Source organism: Streptomyces malaysiense (assembly GCF_000980885.2).
Taxonomy (GTDB): domain Bacteria; phylum Actinomycetota; class Actinomycetes; order Streptomycetales; family Streptomycetaceae; genus Streptomyces; species Streptomyces malaysiense.
In genome coordinates this window covers 102,806-128,397 of the sequence record NZ_LBDA02000016.1, presented here as the reverse complement: position 1 = coordinate 128,397, position 25,592 = coordinate 102,806, and the positions used below count along the sequence as shown (strand labels likewise).

General features: G+C 74.0%; 24 protein-coding genes. 4 read left to right on the top strand and 20 right to left on the bottom strand.

Annotation, left to right across the window (positions count from 1 at the left end; genetic code table 11):
* Window positions 1-203: 203 nt before the first annotated feature.
* Complete coding sequence (locus VT52_RS08595; protein ID WP_206306465.1) at window positions 204-1,028, top strand: diacylglycerol kinase family protein; 825 nt, start codon at window positions 204-206, stop codon at window positions 1,026-1,028.
* 127 nt (window positions 1,029-1,155) lie between these two features.
* Window positions 1,156-2,667, top strand: coding sequence for an APC family permease (locus VT52_RS08590; RefSeq protein ID WP_046417541.1), 1,512 nt, complete (start codon window positions 1,156-1,158; stop codon window positions 2,665-2,667).
* Window positions 2,668-2,704: 37 nt separating this feature from the next.
* Here VT52_RS08590 and VT52_RS08585 read toward each other — a convergent pair whose 3' ends face one another.
* From VT52_RS08585 to VT52_RS37520, 19 genes are all read right to left on the bottom strand, one after another.
* Window positions 2,705-3,928 carry a cytochrome P450 gene (locus VT52_RS08585; protein WP_046417542.1) on the bottom strand — a complete coding sequence of 408 codons (1,224 nt, stop codon included), beginning with the start codon at window positions 3,926-3,928 and terminating at the stop codon, window positions 2,705-2,707.
* A 45-nt stretch (window positions 3,929-3,973) separates the two neighbouring features.
* The gene (locus VT52_RS08580; protein ID WP_046417545.1) at window positions 3,974-4,639 is read right to left on the bottom strand and encodes a response regulator; all 666 of its coding nucleotides are present in this window, start codon (window positions 4,637-4,639) and stop codon (window positions 3,974-3,976) included.
* The gene (locus tag VT52_RS08575) at window positions 4,636-5,994 is read right to left on the bottom strand and encodes a sensor histidine kinase (RefSeq protein WP_046417548.1); all 1,359 of its coding nucleotides are present in this window, start codon (window positions 5,992-5,994) and stop codon (window positions 4,636-4,638) included. Before VT52_RS08575 ends, VT52_RS08580 begins: the two co-directional genes overlap by 4 nt.
* A 94-nt stretch (window positions 5,995-6,088) precedes the next feature.
* Window positions 6,089-6,769 carry a response regulator gene (locus VT52_RS08570; RefSeq protein WP_046417549.1) on the bottom strand — a complete coding sequence of 227 codons (681 nt, stop codon included), beginning with the start codon at window positions 6,767-6,769 and terminating at the stop codon, window positions 6,089-6,091.
* The gene (locus VT52_RS08565) at window positions 6,766-8,160 is read right to left on the bottom strand and encodes a sensor histidine kinase (RefSeq protein WP_240509686.1); all 1,395 of its coding nucleotides are present in this window, start codon (window positions 8,158-8,160) and stop codon (window positions 6,766-6,768) included. The genes VT52_RS08570 and VT52_RS08565 overlap by 4 nt, the downstream gene beginning before the upstream one ends.
* Before the next feature lie 10 nt (window positions 8,161-8,170).
* A complete protein-coding gene (locus VT52_RS08560; protein ID WP_079174934.1) occupies window positions 8,171-9,427 on the bottom strand; it encodes an acyltransferase family protein in 1,257 nt (418 codons plus the stop codon).
* A 25-nt stretch (window positions 9,428-9,452) separates the two neighbouring features.
* Window positions 9,453-10,412: an alpha/beta hydrolase gene (locus VT52_RS08555; RefSeq protein ID WP_046417551.1), complete on the bottom strand. Its 960-nt coding sequence runs from the start codon at window positions 10,410-10,412 to the stop codon at window positions 9,453-9,455.
* 225 nt (window positions 10,413-10,637) lie between these two features.
* Window positions 10,638-11,513 (bottom strand): alpha/beta hydrolase, encoded by an 876-nt coding sequence (locus tag VT52_RS08550; RefSeq protein WP_046417552.1) that lies wholly within the window; start codon window positions 11,511-11,513, stop codon window positions 10,638-10,640.
* 243 nt (window positions 11,514-11,756) lie between these two features.
* Window positions 11,757-12,941: a kynureninase gene (kynU, locus tag VT52_RS08545; protein ID WP_046417553.1), complete on the bottom strand. Its 1,185-nt coding sequence runs from the start codon at window positions 12,939-12,941 to the stop codon at window positions 11,757-11,759.
* A complete protein-coding gene (locus VT52_RS08540; RefSeq protein ID WP_046417555.1) occupies window positions 12,934-13,779 on the bottom strand; it encodes a tryptophan 2,3-dioxygenase family protein in 846 nt (281 codons plus the stop codon). Before VT52_RS08540 ends, kynU begins: the two co-directional genes overlap by 8 nt.
* A gap of 150 nt (window positions 13,780-13,929) precedes the next feature.
* The gene (locus tag VT52_RS08535; protein ID WP_046417556.1) at window positions 13,930-14,343 is read right to left on the bottom strand and encodes a DUF3151 domain-containing protein; all 414 of its coding nucleotides are present in this window, start codon (window positions 14,341-14,343) and stop codon (window positions 13,930-13,932) included.
* 71 nt (window positions 14,344-14,414) lie between these two features.
* Window positions 14,415-15,875, bottom strand: a complete 1,461-nt coding sequence (locus tag VT52_RS08530; protein WP_046417557.1) for an MFS transporter — start codon at window positions 15,873-15,875, stop codon at window positions 14,415-14,417.
* 112 nt (window positions 15,876-15,987) lie between these two features.
* Complete coding sequence (gene fbaA / locus VT52_RS08525; RefSeq protein WP_046417559.1) at window positions 15,988-17,010, bottom strand: class II fructose-bisphosphate aldolase; 1,023 nt, start codon at window positions 17,008-17,010, stop codon at window positions 15,988-15,990.
* A 139-nt stretch (window positions 17,011-17,149) separates the two neighbouring features.
* A complete protein-coding gene (gene pyrE, locus VT52_RS08520) occupies window positions 17,150-17,698 on the bottom strand; it encodes an orotate phosphoribosyltransferase (protein ID WP_046417561.1) in 549 nt (182 codons plus the stop codon).
* A 10-nt stretch (window positions 17,699-17,708) separates the two neighbouring features.
* A complete protein-coding gene (locus VT52_RS08515) occupies window positions 17,709-18,497 on the bottom strand; it encodes an aldose epimerase family protein (protein ID WP_046417563.1) in 789 nt (262 codons plus the stop codon).
* A gap of 109 nt (window positions 18,498-18,606) precedes the next feature.
* On the bottom strand, window positions 18,607-19,446 hold the full coding sequence (locus VT52_RS08510; RefSeq protein WP_046417566.1) for an SRPBCC family protein: 840 nt from the start codon (window positions 19,444-19,446) through the stop codon (window positions 18,607-18,609).
* A gap of 70 nt (window positions 19,447-19,516) precedes the next feature.
* The gene (locus tag VT52_RS08505) at window positions 19,517-21,136 is read right to left on the bottom strand and encodes a polyamine aminopropyltransferase (RefSeq protein WP_046417567.1); all 1,620 of its coding nucleotides are present in this window, start codon (window positions 21,134-21,136) and stop codon (window positions 19,517-19,519) included.
* A gap of 101 nt (window positions 21,137-21,237) precedes the next feature.
* Entirely contained in the window at window positions 21,238-21,780 is a 543-nt protein-coding gene (locus VT52_RS08500) for a DUF2617 family protein (RefSeq protein WP_046417568.1), read from the bottom strand.
* A gap of 303 nt (window positions 21,781-22,083) precedes the next feature.
* Window positions 22,084-22,425, bottom strand: a complete 342-nt coding sequence (locus VT52_RS37520) for a hypothetical protein (RefSeq protein ID WP_143070855.1) — start codon at window positions 22,423-22,425, stop codon at window positions 22,084-22,086.
* Between the two features lie 140 nt (window positions 22,426-22,565).
* On the opposite strand from VT52_RS37520, the gene VT52_RS08495 reads away from it, so the two are divergent.
* Window positions 22,566-23,750: a pyridoxal phosphate-dependent aminotransferase gene (locus VT52_RS08495; protein ID WP_046417570.1), complete on the top strand. Its 1,185-nt coding sequence runs from the start codon at window positions 22,566-22,568 to the stop codon at window positions 23,748-23,750.
* 70 nt (window positions 23,751-23,820) lie between these two features.
* Complete coding sequence (locus VT52_RS08490) at window positions 23,821-25,005, top strand: glycosyltransferase family protein (protein ID WP_046417571.1); 1,185 nt, start codon at window positions 23,821-23,823, stop codon at window positions 25,003-25,005.
* 13 nt (window positions 25,006-25,018) lie between these two features.
* Here the strand turns inward: VT52_RS08490 and VT52_RS08485 are convergent, their stop codons facing one another.
* Window positions 25,019-25,561 carry a type III secretion system chaperone family protein gene (locus VT52_RS08485; protein ID WP_046417572.1) on the bottom strand — a complete coding sequence of 181 codons (543 nt, stop codon included), beginning with the start codon at window positions 25,559-25,561 and terminating at the stop codon, window positions 25,019-25,021.
* Between the last annotated feature and the right edge of the window lie 31 nt (window positions 25,562-25,592).

The following is a 25,592-nucleotide window of genomic DNA, read 5'->3' as shown; positions in this document are numbered from 1 at the left end:
CCCCTTCCGGGCGGGGCATGTCCAAGGTCAGGGACACGGGCGTAAGGTTCACCGCCGCGTGCCACCGCGACCGTCGTTGGCCGCACAACCGTCGGACCGGATGCCCCGGAATAGACGAAGCCCCTGGCGCAATAGCGCAAGGGGCTCTTGCACAAAGATGCTACCCGAGGAAGCGAGGCAGGACCGAGGTGGCGACTTTCGCGATGTCCGATCAGCTGCTGGTGATCATCGATCCGGGGGCCCGGCAGACGGACGGGGAGTCCGTACGGATCGCGAAAGACGTGCTCAGCGCGGGTGCGGCGGCCAAGGTGTGCCTTCCTCAGGGGCCGGAGGAATTCGCCCGCGCACTGGGCCGTAGGGGTTCGCGCCGGCCCGTGGTGGTGGGCGACGACACCGCCCTGCTGCGCGCGGTGAGCCTGCTGCACCGGGAGCGGGAACTGGCCGGATGTGCGCTGTCGGTGGTGCCGGTGGGCGAGACGCTCACCCTGGCGGCGTCCCTGGGCCTGCCGACCGGGGCGGTGGCGGCGGCGCGGGCGGTGCTGGACGGCGCCGAGCGGCGCCTGGACCTGCTGGCCGACGACAGCGGCGGCCTGGTGCTCGGCGGGCTCGCCATCCCCCCGGCCCCGGTGCGGGTGCCCACGCCCGCGCCGATGGCGGGCGCCGCCCGCCCCTGGTACCGGTCCCTGGTGCGCACCCTGGCCCCGCGCCCCACCCGGCTGAGCGCGATACCCACCCCCGGCCCCACCCGGCTGCGGGTGGAGGTGGACGGTGAGGCGCTGGTGGACCTCGACCAGCCGGTGGAGTCGCTCTCCCTGGCCCCGGCCACCGGCGGCCTCGCCGAACTGGAGGTCCACCCGCTGTCCGTGGGGGCGCAGGCCGGCCCCCTGCGGGCCTCGGGACGCACGGTCACGGTCACCGGCCCCGACTTCCGCTACCGGGCCGACGCAGCGGTGTCCGGCCCCGTCCGGCGCCGGACCTGGCGGGTGGCCGAGCGGGCGTGGGGACTGGTGCTGCCCGCCCACGGGTGACCCCGCACGCCTCGCTCTAATGGTCTAGTGACAAATATTTAACCGCGCCGACCCCTTCCCGCACCCCCTTCTCATCCAGCATCCTGCTCCATCAGGACCCAGGGACCGGACCCGGAGGGGGTCGCTCATGGCAGTGGACGAGGGTGTCGTACCGGCGGCGGAGACCGACGGGGGCGAAACGATTCACCGGCTGAAACCCAATGCCGTCGGGCTGCTCGGCGTGGTCTTCATGGCCGTGGCGACGGCCGCGCCGATCACCGCGATGACCGGGAACGTGCCCTTCATGGTGTCGTCGGGCAATGGCATCGGGGCACCTGCGAGCTATCTCGTCGCAATGGTCGTACTGGCAATCTTTTCCGTCGGATTCACCTCGATGGCGAAGCACATCACATCGACGGGCGCCTTCTACGGATTCATCTCCTACGGACTCGGCCGCACGATCGGGCTCGCCTCCGGGCTGCTCGCCACCTTCGCCTACGCCGTCTTCGAGCCCGCGCTCATCGGGATCTTCTCCACCTTCGCCACGACCACCCTGCGGGACCAGACCGGGGTGCAGCTGCCCTGGTGGTCCTTCGCCGTCCTGATGCTGGCGATCAACGCCACCGGGACCTGGTTCGGGGTCAGCGTCGCCGAGAAACTGCTGGTGGTGCTGCTGGCGACCGAGGTCACGGTGCTCGCCGCGATGGCCGTGTCCGTCGCCCTGCACGGCGGCGGGCCGCACGGCTTCAGCCTCGCGCCGGTCGACCCGGTCAACGCGTTCAAGGGCACGTCGGCCGGGCTCGGCCTCTTCTTCGCCTTCTGGTCCTGGGTCGGCTTCGAGTCCACGGCGATGTACGGCGAGGAGTCCCGCGACCCGAAGCGGATCATCCCGAAGGCCACGATGGTCAGCGTCCTGGGCGTCGGGATCTTCTACGTCCTCGTCTCCTGGATGGCAATCTGCGGCAACGGCGAGACGGAGGCCGTGAAGGCGGCGTCCTCCGCGAACCCCCTCTCGATGTTCTTCGTCCCCACCGAGCGGTACGTCGGCCACTGGGCCGTCGACGTCATGCAGTGGCTGATGATCACCGGGTCGCTGGCCTGCGGGATGGCCTTCCACAACTGCGCCGCGCGCTACCTCTACGCCCTCGGCCGCGAGGGCGTCCTCCCCTCGCTCCGGCGCACCGTCGGCCGCACCCACGCGCGGCACGGCTCGCCGCACATCGCCGGACTGGTGCAGACGGGGGTGGCGGCGGTGCTGATCGGCGCGTTCTGGATCGCCGGGAAGGACCCGTACACCGGTACGTACGTGCTGCTCGCGATCCTCGGGACGATGGCGATCCTCGTCGTCCAGGCCGTGTGCTCGTTCGCCGTGCTGGTGTACTTCCGCTCGCACCACCCCGAGAGCCGGCACTGGTTCCGCACGTTCCTCGCGCCGCTGGTGGGCGGTGTGGCGATGCTCGGGGTCGTGGTGCTGCTGGTGTCCAACATGGGGGCGGCGGCGGGGAGCGAGTCGGGTTCGCTGGTGCTCAGGGCCACCCCGTGGCTGGTGGGGGCGGTCGCGGTGGCGGGGCTGGGGTACGCGCGGTACCTCAAGCGGCGGGCGCCGGAGCGGTACGCGCTGGTGGGCAGGACGGTGCTGGAGGAGACGAAGGAGCGGTAGGCGCCCCCGGCGGGCGTACCGATTCGCGCTCCGGGGGTCAGCGCACCTCCACGCTCAGCCCCTCCAGCCCCCGGATCACGAAGTTCGGCTTGCGGGTCGGTTCCTTCGCCAGGGCGAGGGTGGGGGCCCGGTCCAGGAGGGCGGTCATGGAGGCGGCCAGTTCGAGGCGGGCCAGGGGGGCACCGATGCAGTAGTGGATGCCGGCGCTGAAGGAGATGTGCGGGTTGTCGGCGCGGGCGAGGTCCAGGCGGGCGGGGTCGCGGAAGACGGCCGGGTCGTGGTTGGCGGAGCCGAAGAGCATGGCGATCTCGGCGCCGCGCGGGATCACCGTGCCGTCGATCTCGATGTCGTCCAGGACCCAGCGTTCGAAGAGCTGGAGCGGGGTGTCGTAGCGCATCAGCTCCTCGATCGCGGTCGGGACCAGGGAGCGGTCGGCGCGCAGGGCGGCCAGCCGGCCGGGGTTGCGGAAGAGCGCCCACCAGCCGTTGACCGTGGCGTTGACGGTGGCCTCGTGGCCCGCGTTGAGCAGCAGGACGGCGGTGGAGATCATCTCCTGCCCGGTCAGCCGGTCGTCGTCCTCGTCGTGCGCGGCGATCAGCCCGGAGATCAGGTCGTCCCCGGGGCGTTCGCGCCGCTCGGCGATCAGCTCCCGCAGATACTCGGAGAATTCGGCCGACGCGCGTACCGCCCGCGCGGCCGTGTCCTCGGACGGGTTCAGCTCGTACATCCCGCAGATCGCCGCCGACCAGGGCCGCAGCCGCCCCCGGTCCGCCTCCGGGATGCCCAGCATCTCGGCGATCACCGCCACCGGCAGCGGCTCGGCGACGTCCGTCAGCAGATCGCCGCCGCCGTCCCGGACGAGACCGTCGACCAGTTCGCCGGCCAGGCCGTGCACATACGGCTTCAGCCGCTCCACCGTGCGCGGGGTGAACGCCTTGGACACCAGCCGCCGGATCCGGGTGTGGTCCGGCGGCTCCAGGTCCAGCATCCCGTGGTCGTTGAGCGTGTGGAACGGCTCGTGCGCGGCGGGCGGCGCGCTCCTGCCGAACTCCTCGTGCGAGAAGCGGTGCTGGTACGTCCGCCCGAGCCGCCGGTCCCGCAGCAGCGCAGAGACGTCCGCGTGGTGCGGCACCAGCCACTGGTCCGTGGGCTCGTACCAAACCACCCGCCCGCGCGCCCGCAACTCGGCGTACGCCGGGTACGGGTCGGCCACGAACGCCGGGTCCCAGGGGTCGAAAGCGAGGTCTGCAGGCCCTGACATGGGCCGACGCTAACCCGCCGGACCGGATCTGACCAGGCCGTGGGCTCAGCCCGGTGTCACCAGCCGCGCCTCGTACGCGAACACCGCCGCCTGGGTGCGGTCGCGCAGGCCCAGTTTGACCAGGATGCGGCTGACATGGGTCTTGGTGGTGGACTCGGCCACCACCAGGCGTTCGGCGATCTCCGCGTTGGACAGGCCCTGGGCGATGAGGACGAGGACCTCGGTCTCGCGGTCGGTGAGGTCGCCGTAGGCGCCCTGGGCGGCGGGCAGCGGGCGGCGGACCTCCGGGAGGCGGGAGAACTCGGCGATCAGGCGTTTGGTCACGGACGGGGCGAGCAGTGCCTCACCGGCGGCCACCACCCGCACCCCGTCGGCGAGTCGGCGGGCCGAGGCGTCCTTGAGCAGGAAGCCGGAGGCGCCCGCGCGCAGGGCCTGGTAGACGTACTCGTCCAGGTCGAAGGTGGTCAGCACGAGGACCTTCGCCGCGGTGTCGGCCGCGACGATCTCGCGGGTGGCCTCGATGCCGTTCAGCACGGGCATGCGGATGTCCATCAGGACGACGTCCGGGGCGAGCCGCCGTACCCGCTCCACCGCCTCGCGGCCGTTGACGGCCTCGCCGACGACCTCGATGTCGGGCATCGCGTTCAGCAGGACGGAGAAGCCCTCGCGGACCATCATCTGGTCGTCCGCTATCAGGACACGGATCGTCATGCGCCGCCCTCGGGTCCGGCCGCCGGGGTCGCCACGGGGAGGAACACCGTCACCTCGTAGCCTCCCTCCGCCGTGCGGGCCGCCGTCATCTCGCCGTCCAGCATGGTGACACGCTCCCGCATGCCCGTGATGCCGTGCCCCGCGCCCGGTGACGGCTTCAGCAGGCTCGGCGCGGGCGGCGGGCCGTTGACCACGCGCAGGCCGAGCCCGCCGAGGACGTAGGAGACCTCCACCCGGGCGCTCGCCCCCGGTGCGTGCCGCAGGGTGTTGCTCAGCGCCTCCTGCACGATCCGGTACGCCGACAGCTCCACGCCCTGCGGCAGTTCACGCACCGCGCCGGTCACCGCCTTGTCCACGCCGAGCCCGGCCTCGCGCACATTGGCGAGCAGCCGGTCCAGATCCGCGAGCGTGGGCTGCGGGGCGTCCGGTGCCTCGTAGTCCTCCGCGCGGACGACGCCGAGGACCCGGCGCAGCTCGGTCAGGGCCGCGACCGCGTTCTCCCGGATGGTGACGAACGCCTTCTCCAGCTCCGGCGGCGGGTTCTCCACCCGGTACGGCGCCGCCTCCGCCTGGATGGCGACCACCGACATGTGGTGGGCGACCACGTCGTGCAGCTCCCGCGCGATGGTGGTGCGCTCCTCCAGCAGGGTGCGCCGCGAACGCTCGTGCTCGGTCACCGTCTGCTGCGCGGTCACCTCCAGCGCGGCCTGCCTGCGGACGTGCCGCACGGCGACCACCAGCAGGATCAGCGCGGACAGGAACATCATCTGGGCCGTGTCGTCGCGGCCGTACCCGTGGCCGAACAGGCTCGCGTCGAAGACGCCGTACACACCGGTCAGCACCCACATCCAGGCCGCCGTGCGCGGCCGGGTGCGGATCGCCACGACGGTGATCACCACCAGGTGGGAGAAGAAGCTGCTCGGTGTCCAGGTGCCGCTCGTCCAGTCACCGCCGCTGACGATCCCGGTGACCGTGCACGCGGCGAGGGACAGCCAGAACGCTCCGGCGGGGCGGACCAGGGTCAGCAGGACCGGTGCCAGGGCCAGCAGTCCGCAGATCATGGCCGGCCCCAGGGAGGTGTCGGCACGGAACAGGGCGCTCCACATCGCCAGCATGCCGAAGAGGGCCACGACGGCGTGCCGGGCCCAGGGGGCGTACTCCCGCAGCCGGCCCGAACGGCGGCGCACGAAGCGGCTGTCGGGCCCCAGCGGGGACAGCGGCCGGTAGGCGAAGGCGTCGTGGAACAGGTCCTGCCGGAGCCCGGCGAGGGCATCCGCGGCCAGCCGGAACTCCGGGCTGCGCGGGCGGCCGGACCCGAACGGTGCTGTCGGGTGCGGGGGCGTCGTCTCGGTCACACGGGAAACGGTAGGCGGCGGGCGGCGGCCGGTCGTCAGCTTGGAGTCGGGTTCCCCGGCATCCGTCTCAGGTACTACGCGGGACGCACGGCCCTCATCGTGTCCCGGGCCGTATCAGCCCCGACTCGTACGCGAAGATCGCCGCCTGGGTGCGGTCCCGCAGGCCCAGCTTCACCAGGATGCGGCCCACATGGGTCTTCACCGTCTGCTCGGCCACCACCAGCCGCGCCGCTATCTCCGCGTTGCTCAGCCCCTGCGCGATCAGCGCCAGTACCTCCGTCTCCCGTTCCGTGAGGTCGCCGACGCGCCGGTGCTGCGGGGCGCGGCGGCCGCCGTCCAGGCGGGAGAACTCGGCGATGAGGCGCCGGGTGACACCGGGGGCGAGCAAGGCGTCACCGCCGGCCACCACCCGTACCGCCTCGGCGAGTTTGTCGGCGGAGGCGTCCTTGAGCAGGAACCCGGAGGCGCCGGCGCGCAACGCGTCGTACACGTACTCGTCCAGGTCGAAGGTGGTCAGCACCAGGACCTTGACCTCGGGTTGGGCGACGGCGATGTGCTCCGTCGCCTGGATGCCGCCGAGTTCGGGCATGCGGATGTCCATCAGGACGACGTCCGGGGCCAGTTCGGCGGACCTCGCGATCGCGTCCCGGCCGTCCACCGCCTGGCCGACCACCTCGATGCCGGGCTGGGCGTCGAGCAGCACGGTGAAGCCCTGCCGGACCATCTCCTGGTCGTCGGCGATGAGTACGCGGATGGAGCCGGCACCGCTCGTCATGGGGTCTGTTCTCCTGTGGTGGGCACGGGCGGGGGAGTCGGGAGGGAGCCGTCGGGCGGGGTGCCGTCACCGGGGAGGAAGGCCGTGACCGTGAAGCCGCCCGGCGCGGTCGCGGCCGCGGTGACCCGGCCGCCGAGCATCGCCGCGCGCTCGCGCATGCCGAGCAGCCCGTGCCCGGCGCCCGGAGAGGGCAAGACCTTGCGCCGGGGGCGGGAGTTGGCGACCTCCAGGTGGAGGCCGTCCGGGCGGTGGACGACCTCGACACGCACCCGGGACCCCGGCGCGTGCCGCAGCGCGTTGCTCAGCGCCTCCTGCACGATCCGGTACGCCGACAGCTCCACGCCCGGGGTGTACGGCCGAACCGCGCCCCGCACCTCCGCGCTCACGTCCAGTCCCGCGGCCCGGGTGTTCTCGATCAGGGTGCCGAGCCGGGCCAGGTTGGGCTGGGGGGCGTCGGGGGCGGCGCCGGTGCCGGGCGCGCCGAGCCCGTAGGGGCCCTCCGGGTCCTCCGGGTCCTCGGAGCGCAGCACCCCGAGGACCCGGCGCAGTTCGGTCAGGGCCTCCAGCGCGTTCTGCCGGATGCCCGCGAGGTTCTCGACCAGCTCGGGCGAGGGCCGTTCCACGAGGTGGGGGGCCACCTGGGCCTGGATGGAGATGACCGACATGTGGTGGGCGACCACGTCGTGCAGTTCCCGGGCGATGCGGCTGCGCTCCTCCAGGAGGGTGCGCCGGGCCCGCTCCTCCGCGGTGAGGCTGGTCTGCTCCACGAGTTCGGCGCGCGCCTGCCGACGGCCGTGCAGGGCGATGCCGAGCACCGTGACCACCGCGGACAGGACCACCGCGGCGACCCCGGTCGGCTGGTAGCCGCTCCCGCCCCAGCCGCCCTCCAGGGCCCAGGTGAGCAGCGCGGTCAGGACCAGGGCCTCGACCGCCACCCGGGCGCGCACCCGCAGCGCGAGCAGCAGCATGACCAGCAGGTGCGCGATGATCCCGGCGGCCGTCCAGGGCCAGGGGAGCATCACCCCGGGTATCTGCCCCAGGTGTTCGCGCACCACGGCGGCGCACACCGCGGTCGCCGCCGTGGACAGCCACCAGGCCGCGACGGGCCGGCGCAGCGCGAGCAGGACCGCGCCCGCCGGCGCGAGGCCGATCGCGAACGAGGCGCCCGGGTTCAGCCGCACCCCGCCGTCGTTCGCGAGCTGTGCCACTCCGCCGAGCCCGATCCCCAGCGCGGCCAGGCACAGCAGTCCGTGCGGCAGCCAGCGCAGCCAGACGAACACGGGCAGCGGATCGCTGCGCGCCGTCCACAGATCGTCGCGCAGCACCCGCAGTCCCCGCCGCCCCCGGTCCGCGAGCAGCGCGAACCCCCGACGACCCCCCGTCTCCGTCACGCCGTCCACCTTAGACACGACGGCCTCGCGGAACACGGGGGGCAGCCCCCGCGTCCCCGGCACCCGCCGCGCCCCCGGCACGCCCGGACCGGCCGGCCCGCTCGGTGCCCGGGTGCACCCGGACCACCCGGCCACCGCGCCCCCGCGCGCGCCGCCGGCCGCCGATCTGCTCGTACGACCGGAACGCGCCCCAGCACAGCGCGAGGACCAGCGCGAACACCGGGAGCCAGCCGAGCCGGGCGGCGATCCAGGTCAGGCCGTCGGGGGCGGTGTGCAGGCCGGGCAGGCGGCCGGCCGGGAGGGTCGCGGCGGTGGTGGTCATCAAGGCGGTCTGGTGCCACAGGAAGATCGTCATCGCGGAGAGGTTGACCGTGGCAACGGCCGCCCACGGCAGCGGGCGGCGCATAGCGCGGCGCAGCCGGTCACGCAGCAGCAGCGCGAGGCCGCACTGGGCGAGGCCGAAGGTGACGACGGCGAGGGTCGGCGGGTCCAGGTTGGAGACCGCCGCGCCGGGGACGCCGACCATGGCGGCCGGATAGCCCGCCCAGTGGACGAGACCCGCCGTGGCCGCAGTGCCGAAGGCCAGCAGCACCCAGCCGGCGCGGCGGGTGTCCAGTTCGCCGCGGGTCCAGGCGGCGCCGAGGGCGTAGGGGACCAGCCAGCCGGCGGGGAGGTCGGCCCAGCCGAGCCAGGCGGGGCCGAGGTGGAGCCCGAAGCGCAGCACGTCCACGTGCAGGACGACGGCGAGCGGCCACAGGGGGTGGAGGCGGGCGACGAGGGGGGTCGCGGCGGTCAGCGCGGCGAGGACCAGCAGGAACCACAGCGGGGAGAGGGCGAGTTTGACCAGGGTGTGCACGGTGTCCGCCGGGGCGCCGGAGAGCAGCAGACCGGCGGTGACCACGGCCCACAGGCCGAGCAGGGCGAGGACCGGACGGGCGAGCCGGCCGAGGCGGGCGCGCAGCCACTGTCCGTACGTCAGGCCGCGACCGCGCGCGGAGGCGAGACTCCTGGTGGCCACGTGCCCGCTGACCAGGAAGAACACCGCGAGGGTCTGGAAGATCCAGGAGATCGGGGCCAGCCAGGGCATACGCCCCAGGGGGCTGGCGGTGTAGAGCCCGCCGTCGTGCGCGACCAGGGCGGTGACCAGCCAGTGGCCGAGGACGACCCCGAGGATCGCGCAGGCCCGCAGGGCGTCCACGGCACGGTCACGGGAGGCGGGCGTGGCCTCGTCGACACGGCGCGCGCCGTGCCGCACGGCCTGCCACATGCCGCGCGCCCCGGCGCTGTCGCGGTCAGGCACGGGTGACCTCCGAGATCTCGCCGCGCACGATCCGCGCCAGGTTGGCGAGGGAGACCGAGCCCGGGGTGAAGTAGCCGCTGTGGCCGGCCGGGCCCGCGTCGAAGACCCGGGCGCCGAACGCCCCGGAGACGGGGTCGGCGCCCAGTCCGACGGTGGCGAGGAGCAGGTCGGCCCGTACGTGCGGCACCTCGGCCACCCAGTCGTCGGTGCCGCGCGCCGCCCAGACGCGGGCGCGGGTGCCGAGGGCGGACACGTCGCCCGCGCCGGTGCCGGGGCTGCCGACCAGGGCGATGTCGGCCACGTCGAGACCGCGCGCGGCACGGCCGCAGACGACGGAGCCGTAGGAGTGGCAGACGAGGGAGAGGTGCGCTCCGGCGGGGGCGACGGCGCGCAACTGCCGTATCAGGGAGTGGAGACGGGGAGCCGCCTCGTCGGCGCGGGTGGTGGTGGCGACCGCGGTGCTGACCGTGGCGGGGGTTCGGTAGCCGAGCCAGGCGACGACGGCGGTACGGGGCCCGGGGGCGCGGTTCGCCGCCTCGTGGAGGGCCTCGGCCGCGCGGTGGAGGCGGGGGTAGGTGTCGAGGGAGGTGTCCGAGCCGGGGACCAGGACCGCGATGTGCCCGGCGTGGGCGAGATCGCCGAACACCTCGGTGGCCAGGCCCGCGCCCCGGCCGTCGAAGGCGAGCAGCCGGCGGTGCGGGGAGGCGAGGGCCCGGTCGGCCGCGGCACGGCGGGAGTCGCCGTGGGCGGCCGCCATCCGGGCGGCGCGGGTGGCGTCGGCTCGGTTGGCGGCGTACGCGCCGGCGAGGCTGTCCGGGGTGAGCGGCAAGAGGGCCGCGGGGGCGGGGGCCGGGACGCGGGGGCGGGCGGCCGCGGAGAGCGGGACGGTGAGCGCCGCGGCGAGCAGGGCGGCGACGAGGGTACGGCGGGTGCGGTGCGCGGGGCGCCCCATGGCGGCTTCCTTCCAGCCGGCCCGGCCATCGGGCGCGGCTGGTAGGGAAGTTAGGAAGCGGGGGCCGTCGTCGGCGTCCCGCGGGGGAGCTGTCCTCGCGGGTAGTTCTCAGGTACTACGGGTATGACCGGCGGGCTTCGCGGGGCCGCTCGCGCCGAAAGGCTCGCCGGGGCCCGGCAGGCGGACCGCTGCCGCGGGGTGCGGCCGCGTCGGGAACGTCCTTCCCTACCAGGCGAGTTGGGCTATCTCCTCCGCGACCACGGCACAGGCGTCCGCCGCCGGGTCGATCAGCGGGAAGTGGCCCACGTCCGCCAGCATGGTCAGGCCCGCCGTCTCCCCCGCTCTCGCGGCGGCGTCGGCGTACGCCTCGGCGACCGCCGCCGGCACGACGAGGTCCGCACGCCCCTGTACGAGGGTGGTGGCGATGCCGGTCGGAAGGAGGCGGGCGGGGTCGGCGTACGGCAGCCTCTCCTCGAAGTGCTCTTTTCCGCCCAGGAGTTGGAGGGAAGCGTGCTCGCAGACGGCCAGCCGCTCCGCGGCCGTGAAATCGGCGATCGGGGCGAGGGCGACGACGCCGCGCAGGGGGGCGGCCTCGGGCAGGCGCCAGGGCGAGCCGGCGGGCAGGACGTGCCGGGCGGCGGCCCACAGCGCGAGGTGGCCGCCGGCGGAGTGGCCGGTGAGGACGGTACGACGGGCGTCGGCCCCCGGGAGCGCCGTACGCACCAGCCCGGGGAGGGCGTCCAGGGCGGCGGCGACGTCCTGGAAGGTGTCGGGCCAGCGGCCGGCGGGCGGGGTGCCGCCCCCGGTCCCGGTGTCACCGCCGCGGCGGTACTCGACGTTGGCCACGGCGAAGCCCCTACGGGCCAGGAAGCCGGCGAAGGGGGTGACGTGCCGGCGGTCGTAGCGGGCCCGCCAGGCTCCGCCGTGCAGGACGACGACCAGCGGGGCCGGGGTGCCGCCCACCCCGCGGGGGGCGTAGAAGTCGATCACCTGGTCGGGGTGGGTGCCGTAGGAGGCGGTGGCGTCGGGATCGACCGGTTCGTGCGAGAAGGCCGACTCCTCTTCGGCGGCGGCGCGGGCTGCTGCGGCGTCGTCCGGCATGCTCCAACCTCTCGACGACGGAACGTTCTCGGATCGGCGGACCGGCGGACCAGGTGGAGGGTCTTCGCCGGCCATCGGCGGGGAACGGTACCAGGCACGTGACGTGCGGGTACGCGAGGAGGGCCGGGTACGGGCACCGGCGCTCCGCGGGTGCCGTCCGCGGCCGGCGGAGCCGTGGTTCCCCGAAGGCGCGGGGAACCACGCGAGAAGCCACCGCCGGCCGGCGGACGGAACCGCGGGGTGTCACCCCTTCAGTACCGCCCCCAGCACCCTCGCCGCCCGCTCCGCCTCCGCGAAGCTCGTGTACAGCGGGGTGAAGCCGAAGCGGAGGACGTCCGGCGGGCGGAAGTCGCCCACGACACCCGACTCGATCAGCCGCTTCATGACGTCACCGGCGTTCTCGCAGCGCAGGGACACCTGGCTGCCGCGCTCGCCGTGCGCGGTGGGTGTCACGGACTCCACCAGCCCCCCGGCGTACTCCGCCACGCACGACAGGAAGAAGTCCGTCAGGGCGAGCGACTTCGCGCGGACCGCGTCGATGTCCACGCCCTCCCAGACCTCCAGCGCCGCCTCCAGCGACAGCATGGAGAGGATGTCCGGCGTACCGACCCGGCCGCGCACCGCGCCCGGCGCCGGATCGTAGGACGGCCTCATCCCGAAGGGCTCGGCGTGGGAGTTCCAGCCGGGCAGCGGCGAGTCGAAGCGGGGCTGGAGCTCCCGGCGGACGTACAGGAACGCCGGTGAACCGGGGCCGCCGTTCAGGTACTTGTACGTACAGCCGACCGCGAGGTCGACCCCGTGCCGGTCGAGCCCCACCGGCAGCGCGCCCGCGCTGTGGCACAGGTCCCACACCGCGAGCGCGCCCGCCGCATGGATCGCCGCGGTGAGCGCGGGCAGGTCGTGCAGCCGGCCGGTGCGGTAGTCGACGTGGTTGAGCAGCACCGCCGCCGTACGGGGCCCGAGCGCGTCCGGCACCTCGGCGGGTGTCACCGCGCGCAGCGTACGGCCGGTCAGCCGGGCCGCCGACTCCGCGATGTAGCCGTCCGTGGGGAAGGTGGTGGCGTCCACCAGGATCTCGGTGCGCTCCTCCCCCGCCAGCCGTGCCGCGGCCACGACCGCCTTGAACACGTTGACGCTGGTGGAGTCGCCGACCACGACCTGCCCCGGCGCCGCCCCGACCAGCGGAGCGATCCGGTCGCCGATCCGCTCGGGCGCGGTCCACCAGCCGCTCTCCTCCCAGGAGCGGATGCGCAGCTCGCCCCACTCGCGGCGCACGACGTCCGCGATCCGGTCCGGGACGTGCGCGGGCAGCGCGCCGAGCGAGTTGCCGTCGAGGTAGACGACGTCGTCCAGGACGAAGCGGGAACGCACCGGCGCCAGCGCGTCCGCCGCGTCCAGCTCCTCAGCCCTCAAGATGAGTTCAGACATAGGACCGGGCCGTCCACAGCTCGGGGAACACGTTCTTGCGGGCGCGCTTCTCCAGCCAGGCCACCCCGGCGGAGCCGCCGGTGCCGGTCTTGGCACCCATCGCGCGGCGGGTGGCGACCAGATGGTCGTTGCGCCAGCGCCACACCAGTTCGGCCACGTCGGTCAACGCCTCGCCGAGGCGGACGAGTTCGCCGTCCTGGTCGCCGGAGTAGACCTCGGCCCAGACCTGTTCGACGGCCGCGACGGGCTCGTGGCGCACGGAGACGTCGCGGTCCAGGACCTCGTCCGGGACGGCGTGGCCCCGGCGGGCCAGCAGCCGCAGCACCTCGTCGTAGAGGCTGGGCTCGTGCAGCGCCTTCTCCAGTTCCGCGTGGGCGCGGTGGACACCGCGGTGCGGGACGAGCATGGACGCGGACTTCTCGCCGAGCAGGAACTCCATGCGCCGGTACATCGCCGACTGGAAGCCGGAGCCCTCACCGAGGGCGGCGCGGTAGGAGTTGAACTGGGCGGGGGTGAGACCGGCGAGCGGGGTCCAGGAGGCGTTCAGGGCCTCCAGCTCGCGCACCGAACGCTTCAGCGCGGCGACCGCCGTGGGGACGTCGTCCGAGCGCAGCGCCTTCGCGGCGGTCTCCCACTCGTGCACGAGCACCGTGAACCACAGCTCCATCACCTGGGTGGTCACCAGGAACACCATCTCGCCGGGGTCGTCGGAGAGGGTGTGCTGGAGGTGGGTGAGCAGGTCCGCGCGGACGTAGTCCTCGTACGGCGTCGTGCCGTCGAAGTCGAGATGCGGGGTCTCGGGCTCAGCGGCCTCGCGGGGGTGAGCCTGTTGGGACATCGCTGTCTCCTGTTGTTGCTACGGGTGGCGGTCCGCCCCTGCCGATGCCGGCACGGGGGCCCCGGTCCCCACTCGCATCCTCCGCAATCACCCCGGTTACGGCAAGGCCCGCCTGTTGCCAGACGGGCCACACAGGTGACGCACCGGGTGTCAGCCGAGGGTCGACGCCGCGGTGGGCGAGGAGTCCTTCAGGAACTGGCTGCAGCGCTCGTACTCCTCCTGCTCGCCGATGGCCTGGGCGGCGCGGGCGAGGGCGTGCAGGGCGCGCAGGAAGCCGCGGTTGGGCTCGTGCTCCCAGGGGACGGGGCCATGGCCCTTCCAGCCGCTGCGGCGCAGGGAGTCGAGGCCGCGGTGGTAGCCCGTACGGGCGTAGGCGTACGACTCGACGACGGAGCCGCGCTCGAAGGCGTCGTCGGCGAGCTGCGCCCACGCGAGGGAGGAGGTCGGGTGCTGCGCGGCGACGTCCGCCGGCGCGGTCCCCCGGGCCAGCTGCTCACGGGGTTCCGGGTCATCGGGAAGGTGGGTCGGGGGCGGTCCGCCGAGCAGGTTCTCGTGAATGGTCATGGGTTCAGTCTCGCGCACCGGCGCCCCCGTCCGGCAGAACCCCCCGGGGCAGCTCGGGCCTGTCCCCCGGATCAGGGACCGCCGCGCTCGCCCTCCAGCGGAGGCGCCGTGAGCGAGCAGTGCGTGTGCCGCTCGGGATGCCGGCATCCTGGCGTCGGGCGCCCTGTGACCAGGAAGAACGCGAGAACCGCGCCCAGCACCAGCACCCCCGCGCAGATCGGCATCGCCCGGTCGAACGAGGCGTCGAAGGCCGACGCGGAACGGTACGCGTCCGCCCCCATCCCGGCCAGCAGCGGCAGCGCCGCCACCGCCACCAGGCCCGCCGCCCGTGCCGCCGCGTTGTTGATGCCGCTGGCGACGCCCGCGCGGGCGGTGTCGACGGAGGCGAGGACCGTGGCGGTGAGGGGGGCGACGAGGGTGACCATGCCGGCCCCCATGACCAGCAGCGCGGGAAGGACGTCGGCCGGATAGCTCGCCCCGGGCCCCACGCGCAGCATCAGCAGCATCCCGGCCGCGCACAGCAGCGGACCGACGGTGAGCGGCAGCCGCGGGCCCGTGCGGTCGGACAGCGCGCCCGACGAGGAGGAGAACAGCAGCATCAGCACGGTGGTCGGCAGCAGCGCCGTCCCCGCGGCCAGCGGCGACCAGCCGACCGCCACCTGCAGCTGGAGCGCGGTGAGGAAGAAGAAGCCGCCGAAGGCCGCGTACACGCACAGCGTGACCAGGTTGACCGCCGTGAACTGCCGTGAGGCGAAGACGTCCGGCGGCAGCATGGGGTCGGGCCGGTGCCGCTCGACGTACACGAACGCGGCCGCGGCTGCGAGGCCGAGCACCGCGCTCACCACCACCCTCGCCGTGCCGCCCCGCGCCTCGATGAGCGCGTACGTCAGCAGCGCCAGCGACAGCGCGCCCAGCACCGCGCCGAGGACGTCGAAACGGCCGTGCGCGCCCTCGTCCGCCGACTCCGGGACATGCCGCATGGCCACCGGCACGCACAGCAGGGCGAGCGGCACATTGAGCAGGAACACCCAGCGCCAGCCGGGCCCGGAGACCAGCCAGCCCCCCAGGAAGGGGCCGACCGCCGCGCCGATCCCGCCGAACCCGGACCACAGGCCGACGGCCCGGCTGCGGTCGTCGGGGTGGAAGGACGCCTGGATCAGCGCGAGCGAGCCGGGGGTGAGCAGCGCCCCGCCGACGCCCTGGAGGGCGCGCGCCGCGATCAGCAGCGCGGAGTCGGGCGCGATGCCGCACAGCAGGGAGGCGGTGGCGAACCAGACCACCCCGAGCACGAAGATCCGCCGGCGGCCGTAGCGGTCACCGAGGGAGCCGCCGAGCAGGATCAGCCCGGCCAGCGTGACCATGTACGCGTTCACGGTCCACTGAAGGGCGCCGAGGCTCGCGTTCAGATCGCGGCCGATGCGGGGCAGCGCCACATTGACGACGGTCGAGTCCAGCATGGCCATGCTGGAGCCGAGCACCGTGGTGAGCAGGATCCAGGTACCCCGGGGCGTGCCGAGCCGGACTTCGGGCATGCCCCAGGTATAACCGGCGCGGCCCGGTGGTACGCCCGGACGCGGCGGTACGCCGGGCCCGGCGGCGTCGGGGCGACGGCCGCCGGACCCGGCGCGGACGGCGTCAGAGCGCCTACTTGATCCTGTTGCCCGCGGAGCGCAGGTTCTGCGTGGCCTCCACGACGCGCGCGGCCATGCCCGCCTCGGCGAGCTTGCCCCAGGTGCGCGGGTCGTAGGACTTCTTGTCGCCGACCTCGCCGTCGACCTTCAGGACTCCGTCGTAGTTGGCGAACATGTGGCCGGCGACGGGGCGGGTGAAGGCGTACTGGGTGTCGGTGTCCAGGTTCATCTTCACCACGCCGTTCTCCAGCGCGGTCCGGATCTCCTCCTCGCTGGAGCCGGAGCCGCCGTGGAAGACGAAGTCGAACGGGGACTCCTTGCCGAACCGCGCGGCCACGCCCTCGTTCAGCTCCTTCAGCAGCTCGGGGCGGAGCACGACGTTGCCCGGCTTGTACACACCGTGCACGTTGCCGAAGGAGGCGGCCAGCAGGTAGCGGCCCTTCTCGCCGAGGCCGAGCGCCTCCGCCGTACGGATCGCGTCGTCGACCGTGGTGTACAGGGAGTCGTTGATCTCGTGCGAGACGCCGTCCTCCTCACCGCCGGTCGGAGTGATCTCCACCTCCAGGATGATCCTGGCGGCGCGGGCCTGCTCCAGCAGCTCCTGGGCGATCTCCAGGTTGTCCGCGAGGGTCTCGGCGGAGCCGTCCCACATGTGCGACTGGAACAGCGGGGTGAGACCGGCCTCGACGCGCTTCTTGGACAGGGCGATCAGCGGACGGACGTACCCGTCGAGCTTGTCCTTCGGGCAGTGGTCGGTGTGCAGCGCGATGTTGACCGGGTACTTCTCCGCGACGATGTGCGCGAACTCGGCGAGCGCGACCGCGCCGGTCACCATGTCCTTGCTGTACTGGCCGCCGAGGAACTCGGCGCCACCGGTCGAGATCTGGACGATGCCGTCGCTCTCCGCCTCCGCGAAGCCGCGCAGCGCCGCGTGCAGGGTCTGGCTGGAGGTGACGTTGATGGCCGGGTAGGCGAACTTGCCTGCCTTCGCCCGGTCGAGCATCTCGGCGTAGACCTCGGGAGTTGCGATGGGCATCTGTCCGCTCCTTGTGTTGCGGGTGGGTTCTGCGTACGGCCCTGACCTAGACCTGGTGGGTGACGTCGTCGTCGGCCCCCCATCCTTCCAGACGGGGGGCGTCGCACGACGCCCCCCAAGTCCAGGTCAAAGGGGCGTGTCAGTCCAGACCCAGTTCATCCTTCGAGAAGGCGAAACGGTACGGCACCCCCGCGCCGGCCTCGATCTTCTCGGCGGCGCCGGTCGCCCGGTCCACGATGGTCGCGACGGCGACGACCTCGGCACCGGCCTCGCGCACGGCCTCCACGGCGGTCAGCGGGGACCCGCCGGTGGTGGAGGTGTCCTCGACCACCAGGACCCGGCGGCCCTTGATCTCCGGGCCCTCGACCCTGCGCTGCATCCCGTGCGCCTTGGCCGCCTTGCGGACCACGAAGGCGTCCAGCCGGCGCCCGCGCGCGGCCGCGGCGTGCAGCATGGCGGCCGCGACCGGGTCGGCGCCCATCGTGAGCCCGCCCACCGCGTCGAACTCCAGGTCCTCGGTGAGGTCCAGCAGCACCTGGCCGACCAGCGGCGCGGCCTCGCCGTCCAGGGTGACGCGGCGCAGGTCGACGTAGTAGTCGGCCTCCAGACCCGAGGAGAGGGTCACCTTGCCGTGCACCACGGCCTTGTCCTTGATCTGCTGAAGCAGCTCAGCGCGTACGTCCGTCATGCCGCCCAGCTTAAAGGCGCCGCCAGCTCCAGGTCGTGGTCGCCTCCAGCGGCTCCAGGGGCGTGACCAGGCGCGGGCTGGTGTTCAGTCCGTTGGGCGGCCCGGTCTGGGGCTCCACGCACACGGCCTCGGCCTGCTCGTCGTAGACCACCACCCACTCCTCGCGGCTGGTCACCCTCAGCTCCAGCCGCCCCGGCCAGGTGAGGGTGACGTCGACGCCGCCGGGCATCCCGAAGCAGTCGTCCCACGGGCCCGGCCTCACCTCGACGCGGTTGCCGGTGGGCAGGTGGTCGGCGCCGCGCTCCTCCTGCCAGGCGGGCGCGAAGTCCAGGGCCACGTCCACGCCGTCGAGGGTGCGGTGGAACCAGGGGTGCCAGCCGATCTGCGCCGGGAACGAGTCGTCGTACGTCTCCACGGCCATCGACAGCGTCAGGCTGTCCTCGGCGAGCGCCGCGATCTGGGTGACGCGGCCGGGGTGCGGCCAGGGGTCGGTCAGCTCGTGCGTGATCACCGCCTCGTGCTCGGTGACCCGCGCGGTGCGCCAGGCGCCGTCGCGGGCGGTGCCGTGGATGGCGTGCGGCGGGGAGTTGAGGGGCATCTGCCGGACGACGCCGCCGTCCAGGAAACGGCCGTCGCGGACGCGGCCGGCCCAGGGCACCATCGGGAAGCAGCCGAAACGGTCGCCCTGCCGCAGCAGTTCCGTACCGCCGATCCTCAGTCCACCGATGCGGCCGCCGCTCCCGGGCCGCACGATCACCTCCGCGTCGCCCGCGGTCAGCGTGATGTCTTCGTTACTCACGGGACGACAGTACTGGGACAGCGCCCCGAAGGCCGCGTGCCGTGACTGATATGCGGCTCCACCCCGCGGGCGGGACCGGAATCGGCGAAGGCCGCACGAGCCGGACGCCTCAACGGCGCCTGCGAAGCGCCCGTCCCACCACGATGGCCGACGCCACCGCCAACGCCGCCGCCGGAGCCGCCCACTTGAGCGCCTGGTTCGCGGAAACGGCCTGCGGGGGCGGTACCGGGGCATAACGGCCGCGCGGCGGGGCGTGATCGACCTCCTCGGCGCTGCGGCCGATCATCGTGCGGCGGGCGTGGGCCGCCTCGGCGGGCGGGACGCCGGTGTCGGTGAAGTCGTCCGCGGGCCCCTCCCCGTCCTCGGCCGTCTCCTTCCCGTCCTCGGCCGTCTCCTCCGCGTCCTCGGCCGTCTCCTGCGCGTCGTCCGCGTCGTCCGCGTCGGGGTCGAGCGAGGATGGCGGAATCTCGGTGTCGAAAACGGACGCGCGCCCGGCCCGCGGCGCCTCCGCCTCCGCCCCGGGCTCCCGCGACCGCTCCCCCAGCCCCTCCAGGAAGCGGGTCAGCAGCCTGGTCGCCGCCGCGGAGACCGTGTCCGCGGGAAGCTCCGCGATCCTGCCGGAGGCGTCCGCGCCGCCCTCGACGGTGACCGCCGTACCGCCCTCGGTGTCCGCGAGACGCAGGGTGAGGGCGAGCTTGACCGCGCCGGTGCCGCGTGACTCGGTGGCGTCGCCCTCGACGGCATAGGTGCCGTCCTCCCGGGCGAGCACCCGTGCGGTGCCCCGATAGGTGACGGAGTGTCCGCCGACACGCAGCTTGAGCCGGCCCGCCACGGGTGGGGCGCCGGCGTCCTGCTGAAGCCCGGGGACGGCCCCGGCGACGCGCGCGGGGTCGGCGAGTGCCGCGGCGAGACGGTCGGCCGGGACCGGGACGAAGACCTGGTGCTCCATGTCGGCTGAGCCTACCCAGGAGCGGGCGGATCGTACCCTCGCCGGAACCGGCACCTGCGCGGGCGCACCCTCAGTACCGCGGGTGGATCAGGGTGGAGGCGGGCAGCCCCTCGATCCTCGTGCGCTCGGCCGCCCGCCGGTCCGCCGCGAGGGCGGCCGGGGTGAGGGTGGCGGCGGGGACCGCCGGGTCCAGGCGCAGCGGCGGGGCGGCGCGGCCGGGGGCGGCGAGCAGGAAGCCCCAGTCCCGCGGGGTCCCGGGCGCGCCCGCCGGGCGGCCGGGGTCCCGGCCGGGCACCCGGTAGGGGGTGGCGGCGAGTCCGGCCGCGCGCAGGGTGGCGGCGACCGTCCAGAAGACGCGGGGGCGGGTGGTGACGGAACCGGCGTGCACGGCGAGGCGCCCGCCGGGGGCGAGCACCCGCCGGGTGAGGCCGTAGAACTCCTGGGAGTACAGCTTGGTGCCGGCGGTGATGCCGGCGTCGGGGAGGTCGGCGATCACGACGTCGTACGAGGCGCCCGGCGCGGTGCGCAGCCAGCCGAGGGCGTCGGCGGTGACGAGGTGGACGCGGGGGTCGGCGTAGACATGGCCGTTGGCGGCGGCGAGGCCGGGGTCGCTACGGGCCAACCGGGCGAGCACGGGGTCGAGTTCGACGATGTCGACGCGGCGCACCCCCCGGTCGCGCAGCACCTCGCGCGCGGCGAGGCCGTCGCCGCCGCCGAGGATCAGGACGCGGGCGTGCGGTCCGGCGAGGGCGGGACGGACCAGGGCCTCGTGGTAGCGGCGGGCGTCCTGGCCGTCGACGCTCAGCCGGCCGTCGAGGTAGAGGTCGAGGGGACGGCCGTCGGTGCCGCCCGCGAGGACGACCTCCTGCACCCCGCTCCGCACGGCGACCCGGACGTCCGTGCCGTACACCGCCCGGCGCGCGGCGCGTTCGAAGTCGGTGGAGAGGACGGCGGCCGAGGCGAGGACGCCGAGGACGGTGAGGCCGGCGAGGAGCAGGGTCCAGCGGGCTCGGCGGGTCAGGTCGCGCCGGAAGAGGCCGAGGACGAGGGCGCCGCCCGCGAGCAGGTTGACCGTGCCGGTGAGCAGCGCGCCGGTCAACTGCCCGAAGAACGGCAGGAGCACGAACGGGAAGGCGAGGCCGCCGACGAGGGCGCCGACGTAGTCCGCGGCGAACAGGTCGGCCACGGCTGTGGGCGCGTCCTGCCGGCGGATGCGCTGGATCAGCTCCATCAGCAGCGGGATCTCGGCGCCGATGAGCAGGCCGATGGCGAGCGAGAAGGCGACCAGCAGGCAGCGCGGGCCCTCGGCCCACAGCCCGCCCCAGCCGGCGGTCCAGGCGAACACGGCGTACAGGGCCATCGCGCTGCACCCGCCGACCAGGGCGAGCAGGGTCTCGACCGCGCCGAAGCCGAGGGCGGTGTGCCGGCGCAGCCGTTTGGCGCCGAGGGAGCCGATGCCCATCGCGAACACCATCACGGACAGCACGACGGACGCCTGGGTGACCGTGTCGCCTATCAAGTACGAGGTGAAGGCGACGAGTTCGAGTTCGTACACGAGTCCGCAGGCCGCGCAGACGAAGACGCACGCGAGGACCAGGAACCGCCCGGTGCCGGGCCGGACGGGCAGCCCGGCGGGGCCGGTCCGGGAGGGCGGGGCGCCCGGGGGCGCGGGGGCGTGCGGTTCGATCACGCTGCGACGTTACGTCACATGAAGGGCACGCTTCGTCACCCACACGTGTGGATCTGGGGCCGTCCGACCCCGTCCGGGTTTATGCGGCGGACACCCCCGCGCTACGCGGCGCGGGCGCCCCGTTCCCGCCGGCCGCCGCTCGCCCGCGCCCCCACCCGGGTCCGGGTGGCGACGAGTTGGCCGTCCTGCGGGTAGGCGTGCCAGGTGCGCCAGTGCACATGGTCCTCGTGCCGCTGGGCCAGCATCGCGGTGAACGCGTGCGGGCTGCCCGGGAAGACGCCGGCGAGTCCGTGCGGGTGCTCGGAGACGAGGGCGAGCAACTCCTGGGCGCGGCCCTCGAAGGAGCCCGGGGTGAGCATCTCGACGCGCGCCGCGAACTCGTACTCCCAGTCGCCGACGCGCTTGGCGACGCCCAGCGGCAGCGGTGTGCTGGAGCCGGGGAGGCAGGCCACGGTCTCGGAGCACAGGCCGCGCTCCTCCTCCAGGAGGACCTGGTGGGAAGCGCCGAGCAGTCTCAACTGGAGTTTCGCACCGGTCAGTTCGAGGTCGAGGGTGGCCAGGGCGGGAAGCGCTTCGCGTCCCAGGGCCCAGGCGAGGTCGGCAGCGCGCGTATCGCTGTAACTGGTGTTCAGGGTCGTGAGCATGGGCAGGCTCCGCTAACACGCAAATGAGGGAGTTGGCCGTGTCAGCCCAGCCGGCCCGGCCGGTACGAGGCGTCCGCGAGACGTCCTGGGGGCTGCGTTGGCTGTATTGGCGTTTTAGAGGGAATCATGAACAGAGGCCCTGCCACAGCGTTTTTACCCAACTTCGGGGGCTTTCCATCCCTCGGGGGGCTCACAGCTCAACTGTTCCACCACGGCGCGCGCGCCGGGCGCGGACGCCGAGGCCCGCCCCCCTCGTCCCGGCGGCCGCCGCCGGCCCCGTTCGCCTCGGCCCGCTCCCCCGCCTCAGCTGCTCCCGCAGCCACCGCCACCACCGCAGGACGACCCGCCCCCGCAGGACGACCCGCCGCCACAGGAGGAGTGCCCCCCGCAGGAGGAGTGGCCGCCGCCGCAAGAGTGCCCGCCGTGGTGGCCCCCGTGGCTCCCGTGATGCCCGTGATGCCCGTGGTGGCCGCCGGACGAGGAGCCGGAGTCCCCGGCCCACCAGCTGCCGCCCGCGGTGCCGGCCGCCCCGCCCCGGCCCCCGGTCCTGCCCTTGCCGCCGCCCCGCCCGCCCCCGCCGGACACCCGCGCGATGACGACGAACAGGACGAACACTCCCACCAGCCCGACGACGAACGGATCCATGGCGCCACCCTCTTCCGGTCCCCCGAAGCCACCCCCCGTGGGCGCCTCGTCCCCTCCCGCGCCGCGCGCGGTGCCCCTGGGATGCCCGCCCGGAACGGACGCCAAAGCGGAGTTGAGGAACTCCAGAGCTTGGGCGCAGGATGGCCGCCATGACCTCCACCGCGCGCCCCCTCCTCAACCGCAGGCTCGCCGAGTTCGGTACCACGATCTTCGCGGAGATGTCCGCCCTCGCCGTGGCCACCGGGTCGATCAACCTGGGCCAGGGCTTCCCCGACACCGACGGCCCCGAGGAGATCAGGGAGGCCGCCGTACGGGCGCTGCGCGACGGGCGCGGCAACCAGTACCCGCCGGGCCCCGGCGTCCCCGAGCTGCGCACCGCGATCGCCGCGCACCAGCTGCGCCGGTACGGGCTGTCGTACGACCCCGACACCGAGGTGCTGGTGACGGCGGGCGCCACCGAGGCCATCGCTGCCGCGCTGCTCGCGCTGCTGGAGCCGGGCGACGAGGTGGTGGCCCTGGAGCCGTACTACGACTCCTACGCGGCGAGCATCGCGCTGGCGGGCGGCCGCCGGGTGCCGGTGACCCTGCGCCCGCACGAGGGCAGCTTCCGGCTCGACCTGGACGAACTGCGCGCCGCCGTCACCGACCGCACCCGCCTGCTGCTGGTCAACACCCCGCACAACCCCACCGGGACCGTCCTCACCCGCGCCGAACTGGCCGCGATCGCCGAGCTGGCGGTGGAGCGGGACCTGCTGGTGGTGACGGACGAGGTGTACGAGCACCTGGTGTTCGACGACGCCGAGCACCTCCCCCTCGCCGCCTTCCCGGGTATGCGCGAGCGCACGGTGACCATCGGCTCGGCCGGCAAGACGTTCTCGTTCACCGGCTGGAAGGTCGGCTGGGTGACGGCCGCGCCCGCCCTGGTCAGCGCGGTCCGCGCGGCCAAGCAGTTCCTCACCTACGTCTCCTCGGGCCCCTTCCAGTACGCGGTGGCCGAGGCCCTCGCCCTGCCCGAGTCCTACTACGACGACTTCCGGAACTCGATGCGGGAGCGCCGGGACATCCTGTCGGCGGGGCTCACGGCGGCGGGCTTCGAGGTGTTCAGGCCGGCGGGCACCTACTTCGTCACCACCGACATCCGCCCCCTCGGCGAGAAGGACGGCTTCGCCTTCTGCCGGGCCCTGCCCGAACGCGCCGGTGTCGTGGCCATCCCCAACGCGGTCTTCTACGACGACCGCGAGGCGGGCGCCCCGTTCGTGCGGTTCGCGTTCTGCAAGCGCGCGGACGTGCTGCGCGAGGCGGCGGAGCGCCTGCGGGCCATGTGAGGGACGGCCGGCCACCGGTCGGCCGCGCCCCGCTCGCGTCCGGGGGCGGATACCTGCACAGTGCGGAACTGTGACCCATGCAGGCACCGTTCTCGTCCCGCCCGTCACCGCGCCCGAACCCGCGCCCGGGGAACGCGCCCGCGCCTCCCTGCTCAAGGCGAGCGGCGCGGCCGTAGGACTGTTCCTCGGCGCGCGGCTCGCCGGTGTCGTCGTCCTCGCCCTGCTCGCCGAGGCCACGGGCCGGCCGGTCCTGGGCCTGCTGGGCCGCTCCTGGGACTCGGTCTGGTACCTGGGCATCGCGGCGCACGGGTACGGCCATGCCCTGGGCCGGCACGGCTACAGCGACCTGGCGTTCTTCCCGCTGTACCCGGCGCTGGTGCGGGCGGTGAGCGAGGTGAGCACGCTGGGCGGGGGCGCGGCCGGGCTGCTGGTGTCCTGGTCGGCGGCGCTGGTGGCCGCGGCGGGCCTGTACGCGGTCGGGACACTGCTGTACGGGCGGCCCGTGGGGACCGCGCTGGTGCTGCTGTGGGGGCTGCTGCCGCACTCGGTGGTGCTGTCGATGGCCTACACCGAGCCGGTGCTCGCCGCGTGCGCTGCCTGGTCGCTGTACGCGGTGCTGACCGGGCGCTGGCTGTGGGCGGGAAGCCTGGCGGCGCTCGCGGGGCTCGCCCGTCCGAACGGCTTCGCGGTGGCGGCCGCCGTGCTCGCCGCGGCCGGCTGCGAGGTGTGGCGGCGGCGCGGCCGGGTTTCCCACAGACTGTGGACGGGCGCGGCGCTCGCCCCGCTGGGCTGGACCGCGTTCCTGCTGTGGGTGGGCCGTCGCCGGGGCGATCCGCTGGGCGGCTATTTCGACGTCCAGGCGCGCTGGGGCTCGCGGTTCGACCTCGGGCGCGGCTCGCTGCGCTTCGTGCGCACCCTGCTGCTGCACGGTGGCCGGGTGGTGTTCCCCGTGGCGCTGATGGTGGTGGCCGTGGGAGTGGTGCTGTTCGTGCTGCTGCTGCTCGACCGGCCGCCGCTGCCACTGCTGGTCTACAGCGGGGTGCTGCTGCTGGTCGTGCTCGGCGGGTCGGGCATCTTCGAGTCCAAGCCGCGCTTCCTGCTGCCGGCCTTCCCGCTGCTGCTGCCGCCGGCCCGCGCGCTGGTCCGCACGGCGAGAGCCCGGCCCTGGCACGCGGCCGTGGTGGTCGCGGCCCTGGCCGGGCTGTCGTACCTCTACGGCGCGTACCTGCTGGTGCTGGGGAACGCGCCGCTGTAGCGGTCCGGGCCGGTCACTCGCCGGAGTCGGCCTCGCCGTCCTGCGGCTTCTCCGCGCCGTCGGCCTCCTGCTCCAGGCCCAGCTGCTCGACCAGCCACTTGTCGAACTCGATCGCGGCGCGCACCCAGCTGACCGTGGAGGAGACGAAGTGGTTGAGGTCGACCCCGGTGCCGATCAGCATCTGGGCCTCGCCGATGAGGCGGACCGTGCCGTCGTCGTGGGTGTGGGTGTAGACCTTGGGCCACAGGGTGCGGCGGTTCCAGTCGTCGACCGACTCGAGGAGCTGGGCCTTGTCCTCGATCTGGTGCGGGCGGTCGTAGAAGGTCCGCACCGAGAAGACCGCGTGCTCGTCCTCCCCGCGGAACATGAAGTAGGTGCGGAACTGCTCCCAGGGCGCCGCGAGGTCGCCCTCCTCGTCGATGACGTACTTCAGCTCCATCTGCTCCAGGAGCTGCTTCACGAGGTCCTGGTCCGGGAGGACGGGGCCGCCCGGTCCCTGGGGCTGCGGCTCGGGCTGGCCCCCGAAGTTCGGAATCGAGGACGGGTCGATGCTCACCGTGATTTTCCCTTCGTACGGATGCCGCCAT

Coding starts and splice junctions, on each gene's coding strand:
- VT52_RS08595 (WP_206306465.1), top strand. CDS start 204: ATGTCCGATCAGCTGCTGGTGATCATCGATCCGGGGGCCCGGCAGACG.
- VT52_RS08590 (WP_046417541.1), top strand. CDS start 1,156: ATGGCAGTGGACGAGGGTGTCGTACCGGCGGCGGAGACCGACGGGGGC.
- VT52_RS08585 (WP_046417542.1), bottom strand. CDS start 3,928: ATGTCAGGGCCTGCAGACCTCGCTTTCGACCCCTGGGACCCGGCGTTC.
- VT52_RS08580 (WP_046417545.1), bottom strand. CDS start 4,639: ATGACGATCCGTGTCCTGATAGCGGACGACCAGATGATGGTCCGCGAG.
- VT52_RS08570 (WP_046417549.1), bottom strand. CDS start 6,769: ATGACGAGCGGTGCCGGCTCCATCCGCGTACTCATCGCCGACGACCAG.
- VT52_RS08560 (WP_079174934.1), bottom strand. CDS start 9,427: ATGTGGCAGGCCGTGCGGCACGGCGCGCGCCGTGTCGACGAGGCCACG.
- VT52_RS08555 (WP_046417551.1), bottom strand. CDS start 10,412: ATGGGGCGCCCCGCGCACCGCACCCGCCGTACCCTCGTCGCCGCCCTG.
- VT52_RS08550 (WP_046417552.1), bottom strand. CDS start 11,513: ATGCCGGACGACGCCGCAGCAGCCCGCGCCGCCGCCGAAGAGGAGTCG.
- kynU (WP_046417553.1), bottom strand. CDS start 12,941: ATGTCTGAACTCATCTTGAGGGCTGAGGAGCTGGACGCGGCGGACGCG.
- VT52_RS08540 (WP_046417555.1), bottom strand. CDS start 13,779: ATGTCCCAACAGGCTCACCCCCGCGAGGCCGCTGAGCCCGAGACCCCG.
- VT52_RS08535 (WP_046417556.1), bottom strand. CDS start 14,343: ATGACCATTCACGAGAACCTGCTCGGCGGACCGCCCCCGACCCACCTT.
- VT52_RS08530 (WP_046417557.1), bottom strand. CDS start 15,875: ATGCCCGAAGTCCGGCTCGGCACGCCCCGGGGTACCTGGATCCTGCTC.
- fbaA (WP_046417559.1), bottom strand. CDS start 17,010: ATGCCCATCGCAACTCCCGAGGTCTACGCCGAGATGCTCGACCGGGCG.
- pyrE (WP_046417561.1), bottom strand. CDS start 17,698: ATGACGGACGTACGCGCTGAGCTGCTTCAGCAGATCAAGGACAAGGCC.
- VT52_RS08510 (WP_046417566.1), bottom strand. CDS start 19,446: ATGGAGCACCAGGTCTTCGTCCCGGTCCCGGCCGACCGTCTCGCCGCG.
- VT52_RS08500 (WP_046417568.1), bottom strand. CDS start 21,780: ATGCTCACGACCCTGAACACCAGTTACAGCGATACGCGCGCTGCCGAC.
- VT52_RS37520 (WP_143070855.1), bottom strand. CDS start 22,425: ATGGATCCGTTCGTCGTCGGGCTGGTGGGAGTGTTCGTCCTGTTCGTC.
- VT52_RS08495 (WP_046417570.1), top strand. CDS start 22,566: ATGGCCGCCATGACCTCCACCGCGCGCCCCCTCCTCAACCGCAGGCTC.